16 protein-coding genes are annotated in these 19,019 nt (G+C 63.5%); 9 read left to right on the forward strand and 7 right to left on the reverse strand.

Features of this window, described 5'->3' with window-relative positions:
* Window positions 1-31 precede the first annotated feature (31 nt).
* From hutC to hutG, 6 genes are all read left to right on the forward strand, one after another.
* Window positions 32-727 (forward strand): histidine utilization repressor, encoded by a 696-nt coding sequence (hutC, locus tag AYM40_RS06275; RefSeq protein ID WP_063495468.1) that lies wholly within the window; start codon window positions 32-34, stop codon window positions 725-727.
* A 77-nt stretch (window positions 728-804) separates the two neighbouring features.
* Complete coding sequence (gene hutU / locus AYM40_RS06280) at window positions 805-2,493, forward strand: urocanate hydratase (protein ID WP_063495469.1); 1,689 nt, start codon at window positions 805-807, stop codon at window positions 2,491-2,493.
* A gap of 2 nt (window positions 2,494-2,495) precedes the next feature.
* Window positions 2,496-3,128, forward strand: coding sequence for a HutD family protein (locus tag AYM40_RS06285; protein WP_063497871.1), 633 nt, complete (start codon window positions 2,496-2,498; stop codon window positions 3,126-3,128).
* A gap of 153 nt (window positions 3,129-3,281) precedes the next feature.
* Window positions 3,282-4,505: an imidazolonepropionase gene (gene hutI / locus AYM40_RS06290; protein WP_063495470.1), complete on the forward strand. Its 1,224-nt coding sequence runs from the start codon at window positions 3,282-3,284 to the stop codon at window positions 4,503-4,505.
* 10 nt (window positions 4,506-4,515) lie between these two features.
* Window positions 4,516-5,901 carry a formimidoylglutamate deiminase gene (locus AYM40_RS06295; RefSeq protein WP_063495471.1) on the forward strand — a complete coding sequence of 462 codons (1,386 nt, stop codon included), beginning with the start codon at window positions 4,516-4,518 and terminating at the stop codon, window positions 5,899-5,901.
* Window positions 5,902-6,007: 106 nt separating this feature from the next.
* A complete protein-coding gene (gene hutG / locus AYM40_RS06300) occupies window positions 6,008-6,829 on the forward strand; it encodes an N-formylglutamate deformylase (protein ID WP_063495472.1) in 822 nt (273 codons plus the stop codon).
* A gap of 320 nt (window positions 6,830-7,149) precedes the next feature.
* On the opposite strand, the gene AYM40_RS43240 is transcribed toward hutG, so the two are convergent.
* Entirely contained in the window at window positions 7,150-7,284 is a 135-nt protein-coding gene (locus AYM40_RS43240) for a hypothetical protein (RefSeq protein ID WP_256390477.1), read from the reverse strand.
* A gap of 317 nt (window positions 7,285-7,601) precedes the next feature.
* Between AYM40_RS43240 and AYM40_RS06305 the strand changes: the two genes are divergently transcribed.
* From AYM40_RS06305 to AYM40_RS06315, 3 genes are read left to right on the forward strand one after another with little or no spacing between them, the layout of a single operon-like run.
* A complete protein-coding gene (locus AYM40_RS06305) occupies window positions 7,602-8,267 on the forward strand; it encodes a hypothetical protein (protein ID WP_063495473.1) in 666 nt (221 codons plus the stop codon).
* Between the two features lie 57 nt (window positions 8,268-8,324).
* On the forward strand, window positions 8,325-8,645 hold the full coding sequence (locus AYM40_RS06310; RefSeq protein ID WP_063495474.1) for a helix-turn-helix domain-containing protein: 321 nt from the start codon (window positions 8,325-8,327) through the stop codon (window positions 8,643-8,645).
* On the forward strand, window positions 8,642-10,627 hold the full coding sequence (locus AYM40_RS06315) for a DUF3857 domain-containing transglutaminase family protein (RefSeq protein ID WP_236720902.1): 1,986 nt from the start codon (window positions 8,642-8,644) through the stop codon (window positions 10,625-10,627). The genes AYM40_RS06310 and AYM40_RS06315 overlap by 4 nt, the downstream gene beginning before the upstream one ends.
* Window positions 10,628-10,741: 114 nt before the next feature.
* Here AYM40_RS06315 and AYM40_RS06320 read toward each other — a convergent pair whose 3' ends face one another.
* The 6 genes from AYM40_RS06320 to AYM40_RS06345 all read right to left on the reverse strand — a co-directional run bounded on the left by AYM40_RS06320 (window position 10,742) and on the right by AYM40_RS06345 (window position 18,790).
* Window positions 10,742-11,893: a branched-chain amino acid ABC transporter substrate-binding protein gene (locus AYM40_RS06320; protein WP_063495475.1), complete on the reverse strand. Its 1,152-nt coding sequence runs from the start codon at window positions 11,891-11,893 to the stop codon at window positions 10,742-10,744.
* Between the two features lie 538 nt (window positions 11,894-12,431).
* Entirely contained in the window at window positions 12,432-12,893 is a 462-nt protein-coding gene (locus AYM40_RS06325; protein WP_063495476.1) for a hypothetical protein, read from the reverse strand.
* A 301-nt stretch (window positions 12,894-13,194) separates the two neighbouring features.
* The gene (pdxY, locus tag AYM40_RS06330; protein WP_063495477.1) at window positions 13,195-14,064 is read right to left on the reverse strand and encodes a pyridoxal kinase PdxY; all 870 of its coding nucleotides are present in this window, start codon (window positions 14,062-14,064) and stop codon (window positions 13,195-13,197) included.
* Between the two features lie 219 nt (window positions 14,065-14,283).
* Entirely contained in the window at window positions 14,284-15,744 is a 1,461-nt protein-coding gene (gene glgA, locus AYM40_RS06335; RefSeq protein ID WP_063495478.1) for a glycogen synthase GlgA, read from the reverse strand.
* 106 nt (window positions 15,745-15,850) lie between these two features.
* Window positions 15,851-17,116 carry a glucose-1-phosphate adenylyltransferase gene (gene glgC, locus AYM40_RS06340; RefSeq protein ID WP_063495479.1) on the reverse strand — a complete coding sequence of 422 codons (1,266 nt, stop codon included), beginning with the start codon at window positions 17,114-17,116 and terminating at the stop codon, window positions 15,851-15,853.
* A gap of 678 nt (window positions 17,117-17,794) precedes the next feature.
* Window positions 17,795-18,790 carry an LLM class flavin-dependent oxidoreductase gene (locus AYM40_RS06345; protein ID WP_063495480.1) on the reverse strand — a complete coding sequence of 332 codons (996 nt, stop codon included), beginning with the start codon at window positions 18,788-18,790 and terminating at the stop codon, window positions 17,795-17,797.
* Between the last annotated feature and the right edge of the window lie 229 nt (window positions 18,791-19,019).

Raw genomic sequence — 19,019 nt, forward strand, 5'->3', positions numbered from 1 at the left:
ACATCACGTTTCAAGCACGCAAATCAAGCCAATGAACGCACCGGCCTATCAGGGCATCAAGGACTTCATCCTCGGCCGCATCCATGCGGGCGAATGGGCTGAAGGCGACCAGGTGCCTTCCGAAAACGAGCTCGCACGCGAATTCAACGTCGCGCGCATGACGGTCAACCGTGCGTTGCGCGAGTTGACCTCGGAGCAGGTCCTCACGCGTGTGCAGGGCTCGGGCACGTTCGTGGCCCGGCCCAAGTACGAATCGACGCTGGTGGCGATCCGCAGCATCTCCGACGAAATCGTCGCGCGCGGTCATCGCTATCAGGCGAAGGTGCTGCACGTCGGAGCGAGCATCGCCGACGAAGCGCTCGCCGAAGAAATGCAGGTGAGCGCGGGCAGTCCGGTGTTTCATTCACGCGTGCTGCATTTCGAAAACGACGAGCCGGTGCAGCTCGAAGAGCGCTGGGTCAATCCGGCGGTTGCGCCTGAGTACGCGTTGCAGGACTTCACGAACACCACGCCGAATCAGTATCTGGTGCGCGTCGCGCCGCTGCAGCGCGTCGAGTACCGCATCGAAGCGCTGGCTGCAGATGGGGACACACGCGAGCTGCTGACGATGGATGAACTCGAACCGTGCCTCGTGCTGCACCGGCGCACATGGTCGCAAAGCCAGGTCGCTTCGGTCGCCAATCTCTGGCATCCCGGCAGCCGCTATCGCTTCACCGGACATTTCTGATTTCGCCGTTTCTGACTGATTTCACGACTCATTTTTCCGAATTCTCCCGAACATTTTCACGTATTCCGAGGGCCACCATGAACAACCCGAAACACATCGACCCGCGTCTGGACCCGACCCGCACGATCCGCGCACCGCGCGGCGCGGAAAAGACCTGCAAGACCTGGATCGCGGAAGCCGCGTACCGGATGATCCAGAACAATCTGGATCCGGAAGTCGCCGAGCATCCGCACGCGCTGGTCGTATACGGCGGTATTGGCCGTGCCGCGCGTAACTGGGACTGCTTCGATCAGATCCTCACGTCGCTGAAGGACCTGAACGAAGACGAGACGCTGTTGATTCAATCGGGTAAGCCGGTCGGCGTGTTCAAGACGCATGCGGACGCACCGCGCGTGCTGCTGGCGAATTCGAACCTGGTGCCGCATTGGGCGACGTGGGAACATTTCCACGAACTCGATCGCAAGGGCCTGATGATGTACGGCCAGATGACGGCGGGCAGCTGGATCTACATTGGCAGCCAGGGCATCGTGCAGGGCACCTACGAGACGTTCTTCTCGGTGGCGAATCAGCATTTCAACGGCGACCCTTCGGGCCGCTGGATTCTGACGGGCGGCTTGGGCGGCATGGGCGGCGCGCAACCGCTGGCCGCGACGATGGCCGGCTTCTCGATGATCGCAGTGGAATGCGACGAGACGCGCATCGACTTCCGTCTGAAGACGCGTTACGTCGACAAGAAAGCGGCGACGCTCGACGAAGCGCTCGCCATGCTTGAAGAAGCGAAGAAAGCGGGCAAGCCGGTGTCGATCGGCCTGCTCGGCAACGCGGCGGATGTGTTCGCCGAATGCGTGACGCGTGGCATCACGCCGGATTGCGTGACCGACCAGACCAGCGCGCACGATCCGATCCACGGCTACCTGCCGCAAGGCTGGAATGTCGAAGACTGGCGCGAGCGTCAGAAAACCGTGCCGGATAGCATCGTGCTGCCCGCCAAGCAGTCGATGGCCAAGCAGGTGCAGGCGATGCTGACGCTGCAGGAACGTGGCGCCGCTACGCTCGACTACGGCAACAACATCCGTCAGATGGCACTGGAAATGGGCGTGGAAAACGCGTTCGATTTCCCCGGCTTTGTGCCGGCGTATATCCGTCCGTTGTTCTGCGAAGGCAAGGGCCCGTTCCGTTGGGTCGCGCTGTCGGGCGATCCCGAAGACATCTACAAGACGGATGCGAAGGTCAAGGAACTGATCCCAGACGATCCGCATCTGCACAACTGGCTCGACATGGCGCGCGAACGCATTGCGTTCCAGGGCCTGCCGGCGCGGATCTGCTGGGTCGGCGTGAAGGATCGTTACCGTCTGGGCCAGGCGTTCAACGAAATGGTCAGGAACGGCGAGTTGAAGGCGCCGATCGTGATCGGCCGCGATCACCTCGATACCGGCTCGGTGGCAAGCCCGAATCGCGAAACCGAATCGATGAAAGACGGCTCGGACGCCGTCAGCGACTGGCCGTTGCTCAACGCACTGCTGAACACGGCAGGCGGCGCGTCGTGGGTCTCGCTGCATCATGGCGGCGGCGTCGGCATGGGCTTCAGCCAGCACTCGGGTGTCGTGATCGTCGCTGACGGCACGGATGCGGCGAAGGAGCGCCTTGGCCGTGTGCTGTTCAACGATCCGGCGACCGGTGTGATGCGTCACGCGGATGCGGGCTATGAACTCGCCCAGGAAACGGCGCGTGAGGCAGGTCTGAATCTGCCGATGCTGGGCCGTTGATCGTGGCGCTTCACAGCCCGCTTGTCGGCAGCATGGCAACCGCTTCGCTGATTCGCGGCGCCGACCTCGTGGCGGCGCCGTGGAAGAACGGCGGCGGCGTCACGCGTGAAGTCGCTGCGTTTCCCGCGGGCGCGGGGCTCGATGCTTTCGTGTGGCGCGTTAGCATCGCCGACGTGGCGCAGGCCGGGCCGTTCTCGCGTTTTGCGGGTATCGACCGCACGTTGGTGTTGTTGTCGGGCGCGGGCATGTTGCTCGACGAAACAGGCGATGCCGGCGCTCACGCCGTGAAGACGCATGCGTTGACTCAGCCGCTCGATATCGCGCGGTTTGCGGGCGAAGCGCAAATCGACGCACGCCTCGTCGACGGCGCGACGCGCGACTTCAACCTGATGGTGCGCCGTGGCGCGGCGGTGGGCGAAACCGAAGTGTGGCGCGGCACTACACAACGCGCTTTGTCCGCCGACGTGGTGCTGTTGTTCTGCGCAAGCGGTTCGGTTTCGGTCACGCTCGGTGGCGAAGCCCAACCGCAAGTGCTCGAGGCCGACGACACACTGCGCATCGACACGCCGAGTGCGCTGTCATGCACGGTCGAGGGCGAGGGCGCATTGCTCGCGATCAGCATCCGCTATATGTAATGACCGCAACGATCACGACGATTCGCGTGCGCGCTTAAATCCTGGCACAGGCCGGGTGAATGCCGGGTGAATGCCTGGTAAATGCCAGGCAAGGGCCTGGCAAAGCGCGCCGCGAACCACCACAGACACGCAACGAGCTGCAAAGAGCACGCGATGAAGCAAACCGTCTGGCATCACCTGAAACTCTGCCCCAAGGGCGATCCCCAACACACGCTGCCCGATGCCGCGATTGCCGTTGACAACGGCAAGATCGCATGGCTCGGCGCAGCTTCCGAATTACCCACCGACTACGCCGCATGGCCGCGCGAAGATCTGCACGGCGCGTGGGTGACGCCGGGTCTCGTCGATTGCCATACGCACCTGGTGTACGGCGGCCAGCGCGCGGATGAATTCGCGCAGCGCCTCGCCGGCGTTAGTTATGAGGAAATCGCGCGGCAGGGCGGCGGCATTGTCTTGACGGTGCGCGCCACGCGTGCCGCCGACGAAGACTCGCTGTTGCGCCAATCGGCCGCGCGCCTCGAACCGCTGCTCGCCGAAGGCGTCACGGCGGTCGAAATCAAATCCGGCTACGGCCTCGATCTCGCCAGCGAGCGCAAGATGCTGCGCGTCGCGCGCCAATTGGGCGAGCGCTATCCGGTATCGGTCTATACGACGTTTCTCGGTGCACACGCATTGCCACCCGAATTCGCGGGAAGGGCCGATGCGTATATCGACGAAGTCTGCAACACGATGCTGCCCACGCTCGCCGACGAAGGCCTGGTCGACGCCGTCGACGTATTTTGCGAGCGCATCGGTTTTTCGCTGGAGCAAAGCGAGCGCGTGTTCCAGGCCGCGGAGCGCTATAAATTGCCGGTGAAAATGCACGCCGAGCAGTTGTCGAACGGCGGCGGCACGGTATTGGCCGCGCGTCACCATGCGCTGTCCGCGGATCACCTTGAATTCCTCGACGAAGCCGGTGTTGCGGCGATGAAAGAGTCCGGCACCGTTGCCGTGCTGCTGCCCGGCGCGTACTACTTCATCCGCGAAACGCAATTGCCGCCTTTGGACTTGCTGCGGCGCTATCAGGTGCCGATCGCGATTTCCACCGACAGCAATCCCGGCACGTCGCCCACCACGTCGCTGCTGCTGATGATGAACATGGCGACTACGCTGTTCCGCATGACCGTGCCCGAAGTGCTGCAAGGCGTGACCTCGCATGCGGCGCGTGCGCTCGGCAAGGCGGATACACATGGTTCGCTGGAAGCAGGGCGCGCGGCGGATTTCGCGGTGTGGTCGGTGGAAACGCTTGCCGAGCTGGCTTACTGGATTGGGCGTCCGTTGTGCGCGCGAGTCGTGCGTGCGGGCGAGACTGTTTATACGCGGCGCGATTTAAGCTAGGGCCTGAGAGATGATGCAATCCAAACAATCGCTATTCGCCGATCATGCCTATTTACCCGACGGCTGGCGCCGCAATGTGCTGCTGGAATGGGACGAAAACGGCACCCTGACGTCGGTTACGCCCGATACGGCGGCTGTTCAGGACGGTGTACAAAAGGCGGCCGGCCCGGTGTTGCCTGGCATGCCGAATCTTCACTCGCATGCGTTTCAACGCGCGATGGCCGGTCTGACCGAATATCGTGCGAACGCTACCGACAACTTCTGGAGTTGGCGCGACCTGATGTACCGCTTCGCCGCGCGAATCACGCCGGAAGGGCTCGCTGCCGTCGCACAGTGGCTGTACATCGAGATGCTGAAGGCGGGCTATACGTCGGTCTGCGAATTTCATTACGTGCACCACTCGCCGGATGGCAGCCACTATGCGAACCCTGCGGAACTGGCGCAGCGCGTGGTGGATGCCGCTTCGGCGAGCGGCATCGGCATGACGATGCTGCCCGTGCTGTATCAGTACAGCGGTTTCGGCTCGCGCGCACCGCGTGAAGATCAGCAGCGTTTCATCAACACGCCGGAGGGTCTGCTCGATCTGCTTGGTACGTTGCGTGCGGCGCGTCCCGAGAATGCTGCTCTGCGTTATGGCGTAGCGCCCCATTCATTGCGCGCGGTATCGGCCGATTCGTTGCGTGCCTTGCTGAACGGCATCGATAGAAGCGCGCCGGTTCACATCCATATCGCCGAGCAAACCGCCGAGGTCGACGCCTGCCTTGAAACCGAAGGTGCGCGGCCGGTGCAGTGGCTGCTCGACCGCTTCGACGTCGATAGCCGCTGGTGCCTCGTGCACGCCACGCATGTCGATGCGAACGAAACGCTTGCGCTCGCGAAAAGCGGCGCGGTCGCCGGTCTGTGTTTGACCACCGAAGCCAATCTCGGCGACGGCATTTTTCCGGCGCACGCGTATCTCGACGCGCAAGGGCGCATCGGTGTGGGCTCGGACAGCCATATCGGCGTCGACTGGCGCTCGGAATTGCGCTTGCTCGAATACGGCCAGCGCCTCACGCGTCGGCAGCGCAATGTGCTGGCATCGTCGCAGGCTACGCACGTGGCCGATCGGTTGTTCGACGCTGCGCTCGAAGGCGGCGCGCATGCTACGGGTCGTGCGGTCGGCGCACTGCAAGCGGGCCGCCGTGCCGACTGGCTGGTGCTCGATCCGGATCATTCGAGCATCGCCGAGCACGCGCCGAACGCATGGCTCTCGGGCGTTGTATTCTGCGAGCATGGCGAGTCGCCGATTCGCGACGTCTATGCCGGCGGCGACAAGGTCGTCGACAACCGCCGCCATCGCGACGAAGAGAGCGCTTACGCGCGCTATCGCGGGGCGCTCGCCGACCTGCTCAAGTAAGGCGCTGACGCCACTCGCTGAAGCGAAATGCTCGCGTGAATGGCCGAATATATTGCCGAATGAGTTGAACCTTCGACTTTTATCGATTCATCGATTCCGGACTGATATGACTGCTTCATCTACTGCCACACCTCCGCCGGTTTTATCGCTGCATCAGGGAAGCCTGCCGTTGCTGATTTCGATCCCGCATCTGGGCACGCAAATTCCCGCCGATATCGCCGCAACGATGACGCCGGCCGCGCAGCGCACCGACGACTGCGACTGGCACCTTGATCGCCTCTACGCGTTTGCGAAGCGCATGGGCGCGTCGATCCTGGCGCCGACGTACGCGCGCTATGTGATCGACCTGAACCGTCCGCCCGATGGCGCGAACCTCTATCCGGAGCAGGACACCACCGGTTTGCTGCCGGTCGATACCTTCGACAAGGAGTCCTTGTACCTGGAAGGCCATCTGCCGACGGACGCCGAAGTCGCGCGCCGGCGCGATGTTTACTGGAAGCCCTATCACGACGCGCTGGCGCGCGAGCTCGCCGCGCTGAAGGCGAAGCACGGCAAGGTGCTGCTGTGGGAAGCGCACTCGATTCGCTCGCATGTGCCGCGTTTTTTCGAAGGACGTCTGCCGGATTTCAATTTCGGCACGTCGAATGGCGTGAGCGCGGTGGCGGGATTGGGGGAGGAATTGGCCGCCGTAGTCGAACGGCATGGCGGTTATTCCGCTGTTGCCAATGGGCGGTTCAAGGGCGGCTATATCACGCGCCAGTACGGGCAGCCGTCGCAGGGTGTGCACGCGGTACAGCTCGAGTTGTCGCAGATTACGTATATGGAGGAGCAGATGCCGTATGCGTACGACGAAACGCTGGCTGTGAAGATCGAGCCTTTGCTTGAACAACTTATGGCGACGGCGTTGGAGCGCGTTAGCGCAGCGTGACGGCGGCAGTTTGCCGGCGGCAGCCTGAGCGCGCTGCTGTGACGGATATCCCTCTCATCTTCGCCACGCGGTTCGCCGCGCTTCGCATTCCGCGAGGCCGCAACCGCGTCGGCTCACACCGCAAAGGTGTAACAGCATGTGTCCGTGATTGCATGCTGCGGTTTTCGCGCCGAACGTATAGAGCGTCGAAGGTTCCGCTAAAGGGTGAACCGCGGTGTTGAACCGCCGGGTTGACCCGCGCCGCGCCGAAGCGCAGCGGCCACAAAAAACCCCGCTTATGGCGGGGCTCTCCAACGTGCACCGTGTGGGCTGCGTAACGCTTAGTGGCAGCGACGTTCCCAGTGATGGTGGACGCGCACCTTGTGGCATTCGCGATGGTGCTCATAAGCCTGGGCGGGAGCGATCGCGCTCAGGGTGACGACGGTTGCTGCGATGGCGAGAACAATCTTCTTCATTACAAAATCCTTAATTCATGGTGGTGGTGCTAACGCTGCAGCACGCGGCGTGCCGCAACGGTTCGAAAGGATGCCACACATCGCGCGTGAAGCGCGGGAACGCTGGCCGAATGCACGGGTCAACTCAAAGCGCCTGGCATCGTGGCGGTTTATCCCCGGACAGCGGCGCGCAGTAGCGTGCCATTTCGGCACATCGAGCGTCGCAGGATACGCGTGCGGGCATTGCGCGCCAGGCGCTGAAGCGGCTACCCTTTCAGAACGATGACGTGTGTGCATCGCGTCATCCGTACATCGGGCAAAAAATGGAAGGCCCAGCGATGGAAGATTCCGACGAATTGCTGCTCCCGGTCTGGCGAGCGAACCTGGTGCTGCTAACCCGCGAGGTTGGCGCCGCGACGCGTCTGGCGCGCATGATGACCTTTTCCGCCAGCTATCTGAAATTGATGTTGTCCGGCCAGCGCGAATTCAGCGAGGAGTTCGTGCGCGGCATCGAGGCGGTCACGGGCTTGCCGAATGGCTGGATGAACGTGCCGCATACCGAGCAGGACATACCGCCCAAGGCGCGCGAAGCGATCGACAACGAACAGCCGCTTGCGCGTTTTCGCGGCACGGCGCATCCGGTGCGCAAGAAGACGGTGCTGCGCCCGCCTGAGCCGATTTTCGGCCAGGCGGGTCCGGCCAAACGCGTGGAAGAAGAGACGCTCGACGCCGAAGCGCATCGGCGTCAGGCTCACTTTCGCAAAGTTCGCGATCTGGCGATACAGGATGTGCGGCGTTTCGAGCGGCATTTGAGTCAGGCGCCGGTGGACCTTGCATCGATGCGCTCGAAAGTGGAGGACGTGATCGCCGCCGCCGATCTCGACGACCCGATTCAGGCCGACCTGGCCGGCCGGCTGGAACAGATCGAAAAGCATCGGCATTTGCTGCTCAGGCATGTGGAGCGGTTGCAGGCTTTGCTCGGGCAAATTGGGGGAGCGGATTGATGTAAGTCACGCGCCACGCGCGCAGTGACCACAATACGGATTCAGCCGAGGTGCATCTTGGGGAAAATTGCCGACACTTTGCAGCAGGCGCTCGCGCAACGCGCACCCCTCGCGAGCCTCGCCGCCGCGGCGGGGCTGAGCGAGTTCTATTTCCTGCGCACGTTCCAGCGCGTGACCGGCGTGACGCCGCATCAATATGTGCTGCGGGCACGTTTGCGAGCGGCGGCGCTGCGTCTTCACGACGACAGCGCGAAGGTCGTCGATATCGCGCTCGATTGCGGCTTCAACGATCTGTCGAATTTCAATCATGCGTTTCGCGCGGAGTTTGCGTCGAGTCCGCGTGCGTGGCGCGCGCGGGGCAGGGCGCGTCGCGCATGATCCTGTGCGCTGCGTTCATGAAGGTGGCCGCCGCGTTGGCGCTGGTTGCGTGCGCAAGCGCCGCGCAGGCTGAAGGCAGTGCCGCGAGCGGTCCGGGCAGGTCTAGCGCCTCCAGCACGTCCAGCACCTCCAGCACGTCAAGCACGTCAAGCACGTCAAGCACGTCCAGTTCCGCCAGCATCCCCAACGACGACCTTTCACCCTCGACGGTGGAGCGTGACGTCCATCTCTTCGTGATCCAGAAAGACGGCTCCGTCGAAGAACATGACGACACGGTCTTGCGGGCCAACACGACGAGCGGCGTTGACGATATCGCGCAACGCTACGTGTGGTTCAACAAGGACATCGAGCAGGTGCAATTGCTGGCTGCGGAAACGATCGACCCGAACGGCGTCGCGCATCCGGTCGGCCCCGAGGCGATCCGCGACGTGCAGGAACCCCGTTCGGCGGGCGCGCCGAGTTTCGAAGACGGGGTGTTGCGCACGGTGATCTTTCCGGGCGTCGAGCCCGGCTCGAGCGTGCATCTGGCGTTTCGCAAAACCCGCACGAAGCCTCTGCAGGCCGGCACCTTCGCGTATCTGGTCGAACCGACGCGCGACCCCGTCGAGATGCAGCGCCTGATTTTCGACCTGCCCGCCGACGTGCCGCTCTATGCCGATGCGCGCGGCTATGTCGCGCTGGCGCCGGTCACGGCAAACGGCCGCACCCGCTATGAGTTCGACTACCGGCACGGCCCGTATGCGCCGCTCGAAACGGGCGCGGTGGGCTATGCGAACTGGGGCGACCGGCTGATGGTGTCGACGGTGCCGGACTTCGCGAGTTTCGCCGCGCGTTATCGCGGCCCAGCTGCCGACGCGACGATGAGCGACCCGGCGATCGTTGAACTCGCGCAGAGCCTGACCGGAAAGGCCAGCGACCCGCGCGCGAAAGCGCAGATACTGTACGACTGGATGCGTTTGAATATTCGCTACGTCGCGCTGTTTCTCGGCGAGACGGCGGCGATCCCGCATAGGGCGATCGACATCCTGCACAACCGCTATGGCGACTGCAAGGATCACGTCGCGTTGTACAGCGCGCTATTGGCCGCGGCCGGCATCCGCAGCGAGGCCGTGCTGCTCAATCTCGGGCCGTACTATAGCTTGCCGTCCGTGCCGGGGTATGGAAGCAGCGCGATCAATCATGCAATCGTCTGGATTCCTTATCTATCGTTATTTGCCGACACCACGGCAGGCGGCGTGGGTTTTGGTTATTTGCCGCCGAGCGTGATGGACCGGCCCGTTTTGCTGGTCGACGACGGCGTGCTGGCGCGCACGCCGGCCACCCAGTGGCGCGAGCGCATGGCGCGCCTGCAGATCGACGTCGATGAGAGCGGGGCGGCCAACTACGCTTATCGCGTGGAAGATGCCGGCTATACCGCGGAGCTGGAGCGCAACACGTTCCGGCGCGCGACACGCCAGCGTACGCAGCAGATTGCCGCGAATCGTCTATTGCTGACGGGCTTGCATGGCACAGCGCAGCTGCGCGCGGGCGATTTGACTGCAACGGATGGACCGTTTTCCATATCGATGCAGGGACGGGTCGAGCACTTTGTCTGGACCGACGGCACGACGGCCGTGCCCGCCTTGACGAGCTTGTCCGGCGGAATGGCGGGGCAGGTGCAGGCGTGGCTTGCGGAGCCGGCCAGGACGCAGCCGTGGGCCTGCATCGGCGGGGAATTCGACGAGACGCTGGAAATGACGCTGCCGAGGTTTGCCCGCGTGACGGAGGTGCCCCCGGATGCCACGGTGCAGGATCGTTTCTTCGAGTTTTCTGCCCGCTACGTGTTCGATCCTGCCGCGCGGGTCTTGCAGGTCAGGCGGCACCTTCGCGCCGCGTTTGGGCATCAGATGTGCTCTGCCGATGAATTTGCCGGCGTGAAGGACGATCTTGTCCGGATCGAGCGGGATCTCGATGCCGAGGTGGTGGTGAAGGAGGTCAAATAGGCTCGTGTGGCAGCGGCAGCGGCAGCGGCATCGGCATCGGCATCGGCATCGGCGGTAAAAAAGTACCGCCGCTGCCGCGCTAACAATCACGCCGTGATGGGCAAAGGGAGACCCTTAACTTCCGCTCTTCGTCACGATAGGAACCCAGCTCCCGTTCTTGACCTGATACAGCGTGGAAGCGCCGCTCTTCAACGCCCCGGTGCTGTCGAAAGAAATCTTCCCGGTCACGCCGTCGTCATCGATCGCCTTGAGCACTGGGCGGTAGACCGCAGGCGAGTTCGATTTCGCTTGCTGCATCGCCTTGATCGCGGCCCATGCCCCGTCATACCCAAACGGTGCGTACGACAGGATATCGACCCCGAAGCGCTTCTTGAACTTCGCGGAAAAGTCCTTGCCGCCCGGCAACTGGGCCAACGGTCGGCCGTATTCCCAGGCCATTACGCCTTCGGCCGGGTCGCCGGCGAGCTTGATGAAGTCCTGGTCCATCACGCCGCCGCCCCCCACCAGTTGCGCGTTCAGCCCCAATTGCTTCATCCGCTTGGCGAAGCCGGCCGCCTGGGTATCCAGGCCGCCGAAGAAAATCAGGTCCGCGTTGGTCGCCTTGATCTTGGTGATCTGCGTGCTGAAGTCCACTGCGTGATTGTCGGTGTACTCGCGCGTCACGATGGTGCCGCCATGCGCTTTCACTGCCTTCTCGAACTCGTCGGCCTCGCCCTGGCCGAACGCCGTGCGGTCGTCGATGATCGCAATGCGTTTGGCCTTTGTCACCTCGACGGCGTAGACGCCCGCGTTGCCGGCGTTCTGCGCATCGGTGGAAATCACCATGAAGGTGTTCGCGAAGCCCCGCCCGGTAATGATCGGATTGGTCGCGGCCGGGTCGATCACCGGAATGCCGGCCTGCTCGTACACCTGCGAGGCAGGAATCGTCGTGCCCGAATTGAAGTGGCCCACGACCGCCGACACGCCAGCGTCGACCAGCTTCTGCGCGGCCTGCACGCCGACGCGCGGGTCGGCCTGGTCGTCCTCGGAGACGAGCTGGAATTGCGCGACCTTGTCGCCGATCTTGATCTTCTGCGCGTTGGCTTCTTCGATTGCAAGCCGGACACCGTTCTCCAGATCCTTCCCGTAGCCGGCGTTGGCGCCCGTCAGCGGCGCGGCGAAGCCGATCTTCACCGGCAGGTCGTCGGCGAAACTGGCCAGCGGCGCGACCGCGAAGGTGGCGCCAACAAACAGAGCAAGCGGTTTCAGCGTGTTGCGAAGACTCATGGTCTCTCTCTCCATCGACAGTTTCAGGTGTGAAAGCGGCAAGACGGTAACGCTGGATTGACGCGCACGCATTGGTTTGACTTCGCATGGCGCACGTCATCAAGGGTACGGATGATCGGTCACCATTAACAATGCTGGATTACACCGAAGGAAATCCCCCGCCTCGGAGGAAATCCGCCGCCCGGAAGGAAGTCTCCCGCCCCGAAGGAAGTCCCCTTGGGGGGCGGACGCGCCGTGGCGTTCACATATCGGTCAATCTGGCGCGAATATAGAAAGCCAATTTGCAGCCGTCTTGGCAGTTCGCGGCGCTTTGAATGAGCATTTCGGCATAGCCTGCGCAGCGCTTAGGCTGGCGGCCTGTCCGCGGCGACACGTAGGTGCGGATTGCGGCACATGCTTAAGAACGAGGGGGATGCGCGGCGCGAGCGCGCCGGCTGTGCTGCAGCAGCGCACCGCGGCATAGAAGCCGCGAATGTGCCAATGAGACGTGGGAAAACGACCAGCGAAAAACAACCTGCAGCAGGCTAGGCAAATACCTTCAATGCTCGCCTTGCTGGCGCAGCAACTCTTCGCGCAGACGCAGCAGCGGCGCCTTGGTCTCTTCGTCGGCCCAGGTGTCGAGATCGTCGATCGCGCGCTGGCAGCCGTCGAGCACCAGGTCGAGATCCACCGGCACGCTGTTGTTCAACGCGAATTCGATCGTCTCGGCGAACTGCTGGCACTCGTCCTCGCCGTACGAAATGTCGAGGTTGTCGGCGATGATTTCGGCGATATTGCTGCGTGCCTTGTCGTCGGGCGTCACCATATCGACGATGCCGCGCGCCACCGCCAGCGAATAGTAAAGCGCAATGTCGAGCCACTGTGCGGGATCGAAGTCGCTCTGGTCGAACTGGTTCTCGAAGTACTCGATCGCTTCCTGCTCGTGCGCTTCGTCCGCGTCGACGCTCATGCACAACTGTTCAAAAAATTCTTCCCGCTCGCTGCGGATATAACCGTCCATCGATGCCTCGTCTGCTGAATGCCGGATGCCGGATGCCGGATGCCGGATGCCGGTCGCCCGACGCCCGACGCCCGACGCCCGACGCCCGGACGCCCGGACGCCCGGACGCCCGGACGCCCGGACGCCCGGACGCCCGGATGCCTGAAAAATGCGGCGTAGGCGGCTGGCGGCCAGGTCCTACGCGGCACGCATTATAGGACGCCCGGCTGAAAAACGCGGCTCACGTGCCGGGTGTGGGATCGGCTGGCAACTGAAGCGGGCCGCACGGGCGCGTGTTGAACCGCGCCAGGGCACCTGGCGGCTACGCTGTCTCTTCCGCTACCCAGGCGTCGAACCATTCGCGCGGTTGCGCGATTTCGTTCTGCGCGGCCACCAGTTCCAGTTCATAGCGCCCAGCCTGCCAGGTCGCTTTGACCACTGCGTTCACGGCGGCCAGCGTGTGCTCGAAGGCCGCGCGGATCGAATCGCCCAGCAGCGTGCGCGCGACAAACACCGCGCTCGTCAGATCGCCGACGCCCACCGGCTGCCGTGCGAACGGGTAGAGCGGACGCTGCCCCATCCAGGCTTCGCGCTCGGTGACGACCACCATGTTGAACCGGTCGGCGGGGCTGTTGCGATCGAGCAGATGTTTGACCAGCATGAGCTTGGGCCCGCGGGCGATGACCTCGCGGCACGCGGCCACGGCTTCTTCGAGCGTCTCGATCTCGCGGCCCACGAGCCGCTGCAACTCGGTATGGTTCGGCGCCATGGCGTCGGCCACCGCCGGCATGGCGCGTACCAGAAATTCCTGGATGCCCGGTTCGACCTTGCAGCCGCTCGCGGCGCCCATCACCGGATCGCAGAAGTACCACGCGCGCGGATTGGCGGCCTTCACGGCCTTGACGATCTCCAGCACCGCTTGCGCCTGCTCGGGCGTGCCCAGGTAGCCGGACAGCACGGCGTCGCAGCGCGGCAGCATGCCGATCGCGCCGATTCCTTCTACAAGCTCTTCCATCTGCGATGCCTCGATCGCACTGCCGGTCCAATGACCGTACTGCGTGTGGTTCGAGAACTGGACGGTATTGAGCGGCCAGACATTGACGCCGAGCCGGCTCATCGGAAACACGGCCGCGCTGTTACCGGCGTGCCCGAAGACGACATGTGACTGGATGCTCAGAACGTTTTTCGTCATGATGTGGCCCGCGCAAACGGTGATGCGCGATCAGTGAGAACAGATGAATGGCCGCGATAACGAACCGGCCTTGGCCGGGCGCCTGAAGCGGCGTGGCTGATTCAGATAGTGCAAGAAAAATGCGCGGTCTGCATAGTCAGGAAACAATACATGAGTTTGTCACGCGCGAGTCGATCCGTCCCCGTGTTGTTGCGTCGAACCATCAAACGGGTAGGGGGATCAGGCGAGTTCGCGATACAGCGCCAGATAGCGCTCGGCCGAGGCGCCCCAGCCGAAATCCTGATGCATCGCGCGACGCTGCGTGGCTTTCCATTCGGGGCGGCGGTCATAAAGCGCAAACGCGCGGCGGATCGCGGCTGTAAGGCCCTTCGGCTCGAATCGTTCGAACACGAAGCCGGTGGCGAGATCGTCGGCGAGATTTTCGAGCGACGCGTCGACCACCGTGTCCGCCAGGCCGCCGACGCAATGCACGAGCGGCAGCGACCCATAGGCCAGCGCATACAGTTGCGTCAGCCCGCAGGGCTCGAAGCGCGACGGTACCGCGATCACGTCGCTGCCGGCGACGATCGTATGCGCGAGTGTTTCGTCGAAACCGAGTTCGACTGCCACCGATTCCGGATGCATGTGCGCGACGCGTTTCAGACCGGTTTCGAGCGCCGGGTCGCCGGTGCCGAACACCACCAGCTGGCCGCCGCGTTTGACAATTTCGGGGACCGTCTCGAGCAGCAGGTCGAGGCCCTTCTGTTCGGTTAGCCGGCTCACCACGCCAAACAGCAGCGCATCGCTTTTCTGCGCGAGGCCGAAGCGCTTCTGCAGCGCTTCCTTGCAGGCCAGTTTGCCGGCCAGACGGGTAGCCGTGTAGTGATCGTCGAGCAGCGCGTCGGTGGCGGGATTCCACACCGAGTAGTCGACGCCGTTCAGGATGCCGCTCAGATCGTGCGAGCGATGGCGCAGCAACGCGTCGAGCCCGCCACCCTGAGCGAGCGTCTGGATTTCACGGGCGTAGGTCGGGCTGACGGTGGTGATCCGGTCGCTGTAGTAGAGGCCTGCCTTGAGGAACGACAACTGCCCATAGAATTCGACGCCGTGCATGCTGAAGAAGTCGTCCGGCAACGCCAGCTGGCCGAACTGATGCGCCGGAAAGACACCCTGATACGCGAGGTTGTGCACCGTGAAGACGCTGCGCGCGAACGAGCGGCCGTGCTGCCGTTCAGCCGCTTTCAGATAGGCGGGTGCGAGTCCGGCGTGCCAGTCGTGCGCATGGACGATCTGCGGCGCCCACGCCGGGTCGAGGTGCTGCGCCAGTTGGGCGGCAACCCAGCCGAGCAGGGCGAAGCGTTGCGCATTGTCGCCGTACGGGACGTGTTCGTCGTTCAGATAGGGGTTGCCGGGCCGGTCGTACAGTGTGCCGGCGCGGATCATATAGACGATCAGGCCGTTCGACGACAGCGTGCCCTGTTCGAGCGTGACGCCCGGCGAGTCGAAACGGCGGCCCAGCTGCGCCACTGGCCGCAGGTCGGCCAAGCCCGCGACCACCGCCGGAAAGCCGGGCAGCAGCACGCGCACGTCGGCGCCGCGCTCGATCAATGCGGGCGGCAATGCGCCCGCGACGTCGGCGAGACCGCCCGTTTTGAGGAGGGGATACAGCTCGCTTGCGACGTGCAGGGCGCGAATCGTCATAGGCTCGGTCTCGTTCCTGTGAGTGCTGGTTTGCGTCGGGTCTACACGAGCGGCAAGACGGGCGGCTGGCTCCGCCAGCCCGTTCGTTTTGCCGTCCCGGCGAGGATCAATTCCCTTTTTGCCGCAGCGCCTCGGGCGTGACCAGCACGACGCCGTCGTCGGTACGATAGAAGCGTTCGGCGTCGGCCACGGGATCTTCGCCGATCACCGTGCCATCCGGAATGGTGCAGCCGCGATCTATCACCACTTTCTGCAGCCGGCAGCTCGCGCCGACGGTGACCTGCGGCAACAAGACTGCCTCATTGATATTACAGAACGAACTCACTTTGACGTTCGACGACAACACCGAGCGCGAAATCTGCGAACCGGAGATCACACAGCCGCCGCACACGATCAGATTGTTGCCGGTGCCTTGCAGGCCCTTCAGGTCGCGCACGAACTTGGCGGGCGGCAATTGCTCCTGATATGTCCAGATCGGCCAGTTGCGGTCGTACAGGTCGAGCGTCGGAATGGTGGAGGCGAGGTCCAGGTTGGCTGCCCAGTAGGCGTCGATCGTGCCGACGTCGCGCCAGTACGGCTCAACGGTCGGGTCCGACGACACGCACGACATGCTGAACGGATGTGCGATCGCCGTGCCTTGCGTGACGACTCGCGGCAGGATGTCCTTGCCGAAGTCGTGATCGGTGTCGACGCTCGAGATGTTCTCTTCGAGCAGCGAATACAGGTAATCGACACTGAATACGTAGATGCCCATGCTGGCGAGCGCCGAATCCGGCCGGCCCGGCATCGCGGGCGGATCGGCGGGTTTCTCGACGAAGCCGGTCACGCGGCGGTTTTCATCGACGGCCATCACGCCGAAGGCCACGGCGTCCATGCGCGGCACCTCGATACAGCCGACCGTGCAATCCGCGCCGCTTTCCGCGTGATCCGCGATCATGCGCGTGTAGTCCATCTTGTAGATATGGTCGCCCGCCAGCACAACCACGTATTTCGGCCGGATCGAGCGGATGATGTCGAGATTCTGGAACACGGCGTCTGCTGTGCCGCGGTACCAGTGGGCGCCTTCCACACGCTGCTGCGCCGGCCACAGATCGATGAATTCGCCGAATTCGCCGCGCAGGAAGCCCCAGCCACGCTGCAGGTGGCGCAACAGCGAGTGTGCCTTGTATTGGGTGACGACCGCGATGCGGCGGATGCCGGAGTTCAGGCAATTGGAGAGCGCGAAGTCGATGATCCGGTACTTGCCGCCGAAGTGCACCGCGGGTTTGACGCGTTTGTTGGTGAGCGGCCCGAGCCGCGTGCCCCGTCCGCCCGCAAGGACGATGGCGAGGGTGGTGCGTTGCAGATCGTTCAGCCGTGCCGGAGTTTCCATGTCTGTCTCCTTTGTCGACCGGAGTTAGCGCTTTAGCTGTCGGCCAGAGTTGGCGCTTTAGCTGTCGGCCTGAGTTAGCGCTTTAGCGCTTACTCAGGCCCCATGCAAAGCACTTACTCTGGTCCCATGCAAAGCACTTACCCCGGTCCCATGCAAGCTAGTTGCTGATTAGTGTGCCCCGGATGGTCTTGTTCTCTCGCTCTGCGTTATTGATTCGTGCGGCAGGGCGGCGCCGTCTTCGCGGGCCCGTCTTCTACTTCTAGCACTGATTTGCCACGGGCGAATAGTGTGAATTGTGCGGATGCCGCTTGTGCGGCCGACTTGCGAACGATCAACCCTTGCGCCGGATGCATCCGTGCGCCACGGCACATAGAGCGTGAGGTGAGCCGCTGCAATACGCGTGCCACACCAGCCGATGCCGCTGTCTGTCAGTTTGCGCGTGCGGCGGCAAAGTCCGGCGGCGCGTCGCAGAATGGTCCGCGCTGAACGGGGTTCGGACGTTGGCTTGCCGGCGCGCGGCCTGCACGCTTCACGCGGCACGGTCTGACGGGGCGCCGTGAGCATTGCCGGTGGGCAACCTGACGTTTGTGTACTCAGGCTAGCCAGTCGATGATCGACAAAAAAGGAAGGGCGGCCTGTGCTGAGACAGGCCGCCCTTTTTGCTATTTGTTGGCGTTATTACCTGCCGGCGCTCAACGCTTCGCGCACTTGCGCGGCGATCTCGAACGAGCGCAGCCGCGCTTTGTGATCGTAGATCTGCGCGGTCAGCATCAATTCATCCGCGCCGGTCTGATCGATGACAGACAGCAGCCCTTCCTGTACCGCATCGCGATCGCCGATCACGGAGCAGGCGAGCGAATGCGCGACGCCGTTCAACTCCATCTCCGACGCCTCGAGCTGCTCGACTGGCGGCTGCAGTTGACCGGGCGTGCCGCGCCGCAGGTTGATGAACTGCTGTTGCAGCGAAGTGAACAGACGCCGCGCTTCGTCGTTGCTATCGGCGGCGAACAGATTGACGCCGACCATGGCGTACGGCTTATCGAGCGTTGCCGACGGACGGAATTGTTCGCGATAGACCTTCAGCGCGGTGAACATGTGGTCGGGCGCGAAGTGCGACGCGAACGCGAACGGCAGACCGAGTGCCGCGGCCAGCTGGGCGCTGTACAGCGACGAGCCGAGCAGCCACAGCGGCACATACAGACCTGCGCCGGGGACCGCGCGAATGCGCTGGCCCGGCACGGGGTCGGCGAAATAGCGTTGCAACTCGACGACGTCGTCGGGGAAAGACTCCGCACTATTTTGCAGATCGCGGCGCAGCGCGCGGGCGGTGCTTTGATCGGTGCCGGGGGCACGGCCGAGGCCCAGGTCGATGCGGTTCGGGTAGAGCGAAGCGAGGGTGCCGAACTGTTCCGCGATGACGAGCGGTGCGTGGTTTGGCAGCATGACGCCGCCGGAGCCGACGCGGATTGTCTTTGTCCCCCCGGCGACGTGGCCGATCACCACTGCGGTGGCCGCGCTGGCGATGCCGGTCATGTTGTGGTGTTCTGCTAGCCAGAAGCGGCGGTAGTGCCAGTTTTCCGCGTGCTGGGCGAGGTCTAGTGTGTTTTTGAACGCGTCCGCGGGGGTGGCGCCTGCGGTGACCGGTGATAGGTCGAGGACCGAGAAGGGGATCATCTTTCTGTTCATTTGCTGTTTCGGGCGCTTTCGCGCGATGGGGCATTGTGGCAAAGGTTTTGGTTTTCTGCTGATGGGCTGGGGATGTCCACGTTCGTGGAAGGGGGTTTGGTTTATTGGCGTCGCCCCTATGCGGGGCGGGCACCTGCTTTTCTTTGCGGCGGTGATCGTGCGTCGATCAGCATTCACGTGTACGGTGGACATATTGGCGCGGTGACGCGTTCCGTCT

It is taken from the genome of Paraburkholderia phytofirmans OLGA172 (genome assembly GCF_001634365.1).
Classification (GTDB): domain Bacteria; phylum Pseudomonadota; class Gammaproteobacteria; order Burkholderiales; family Burkholderiaceae; genus Paraburkholderia.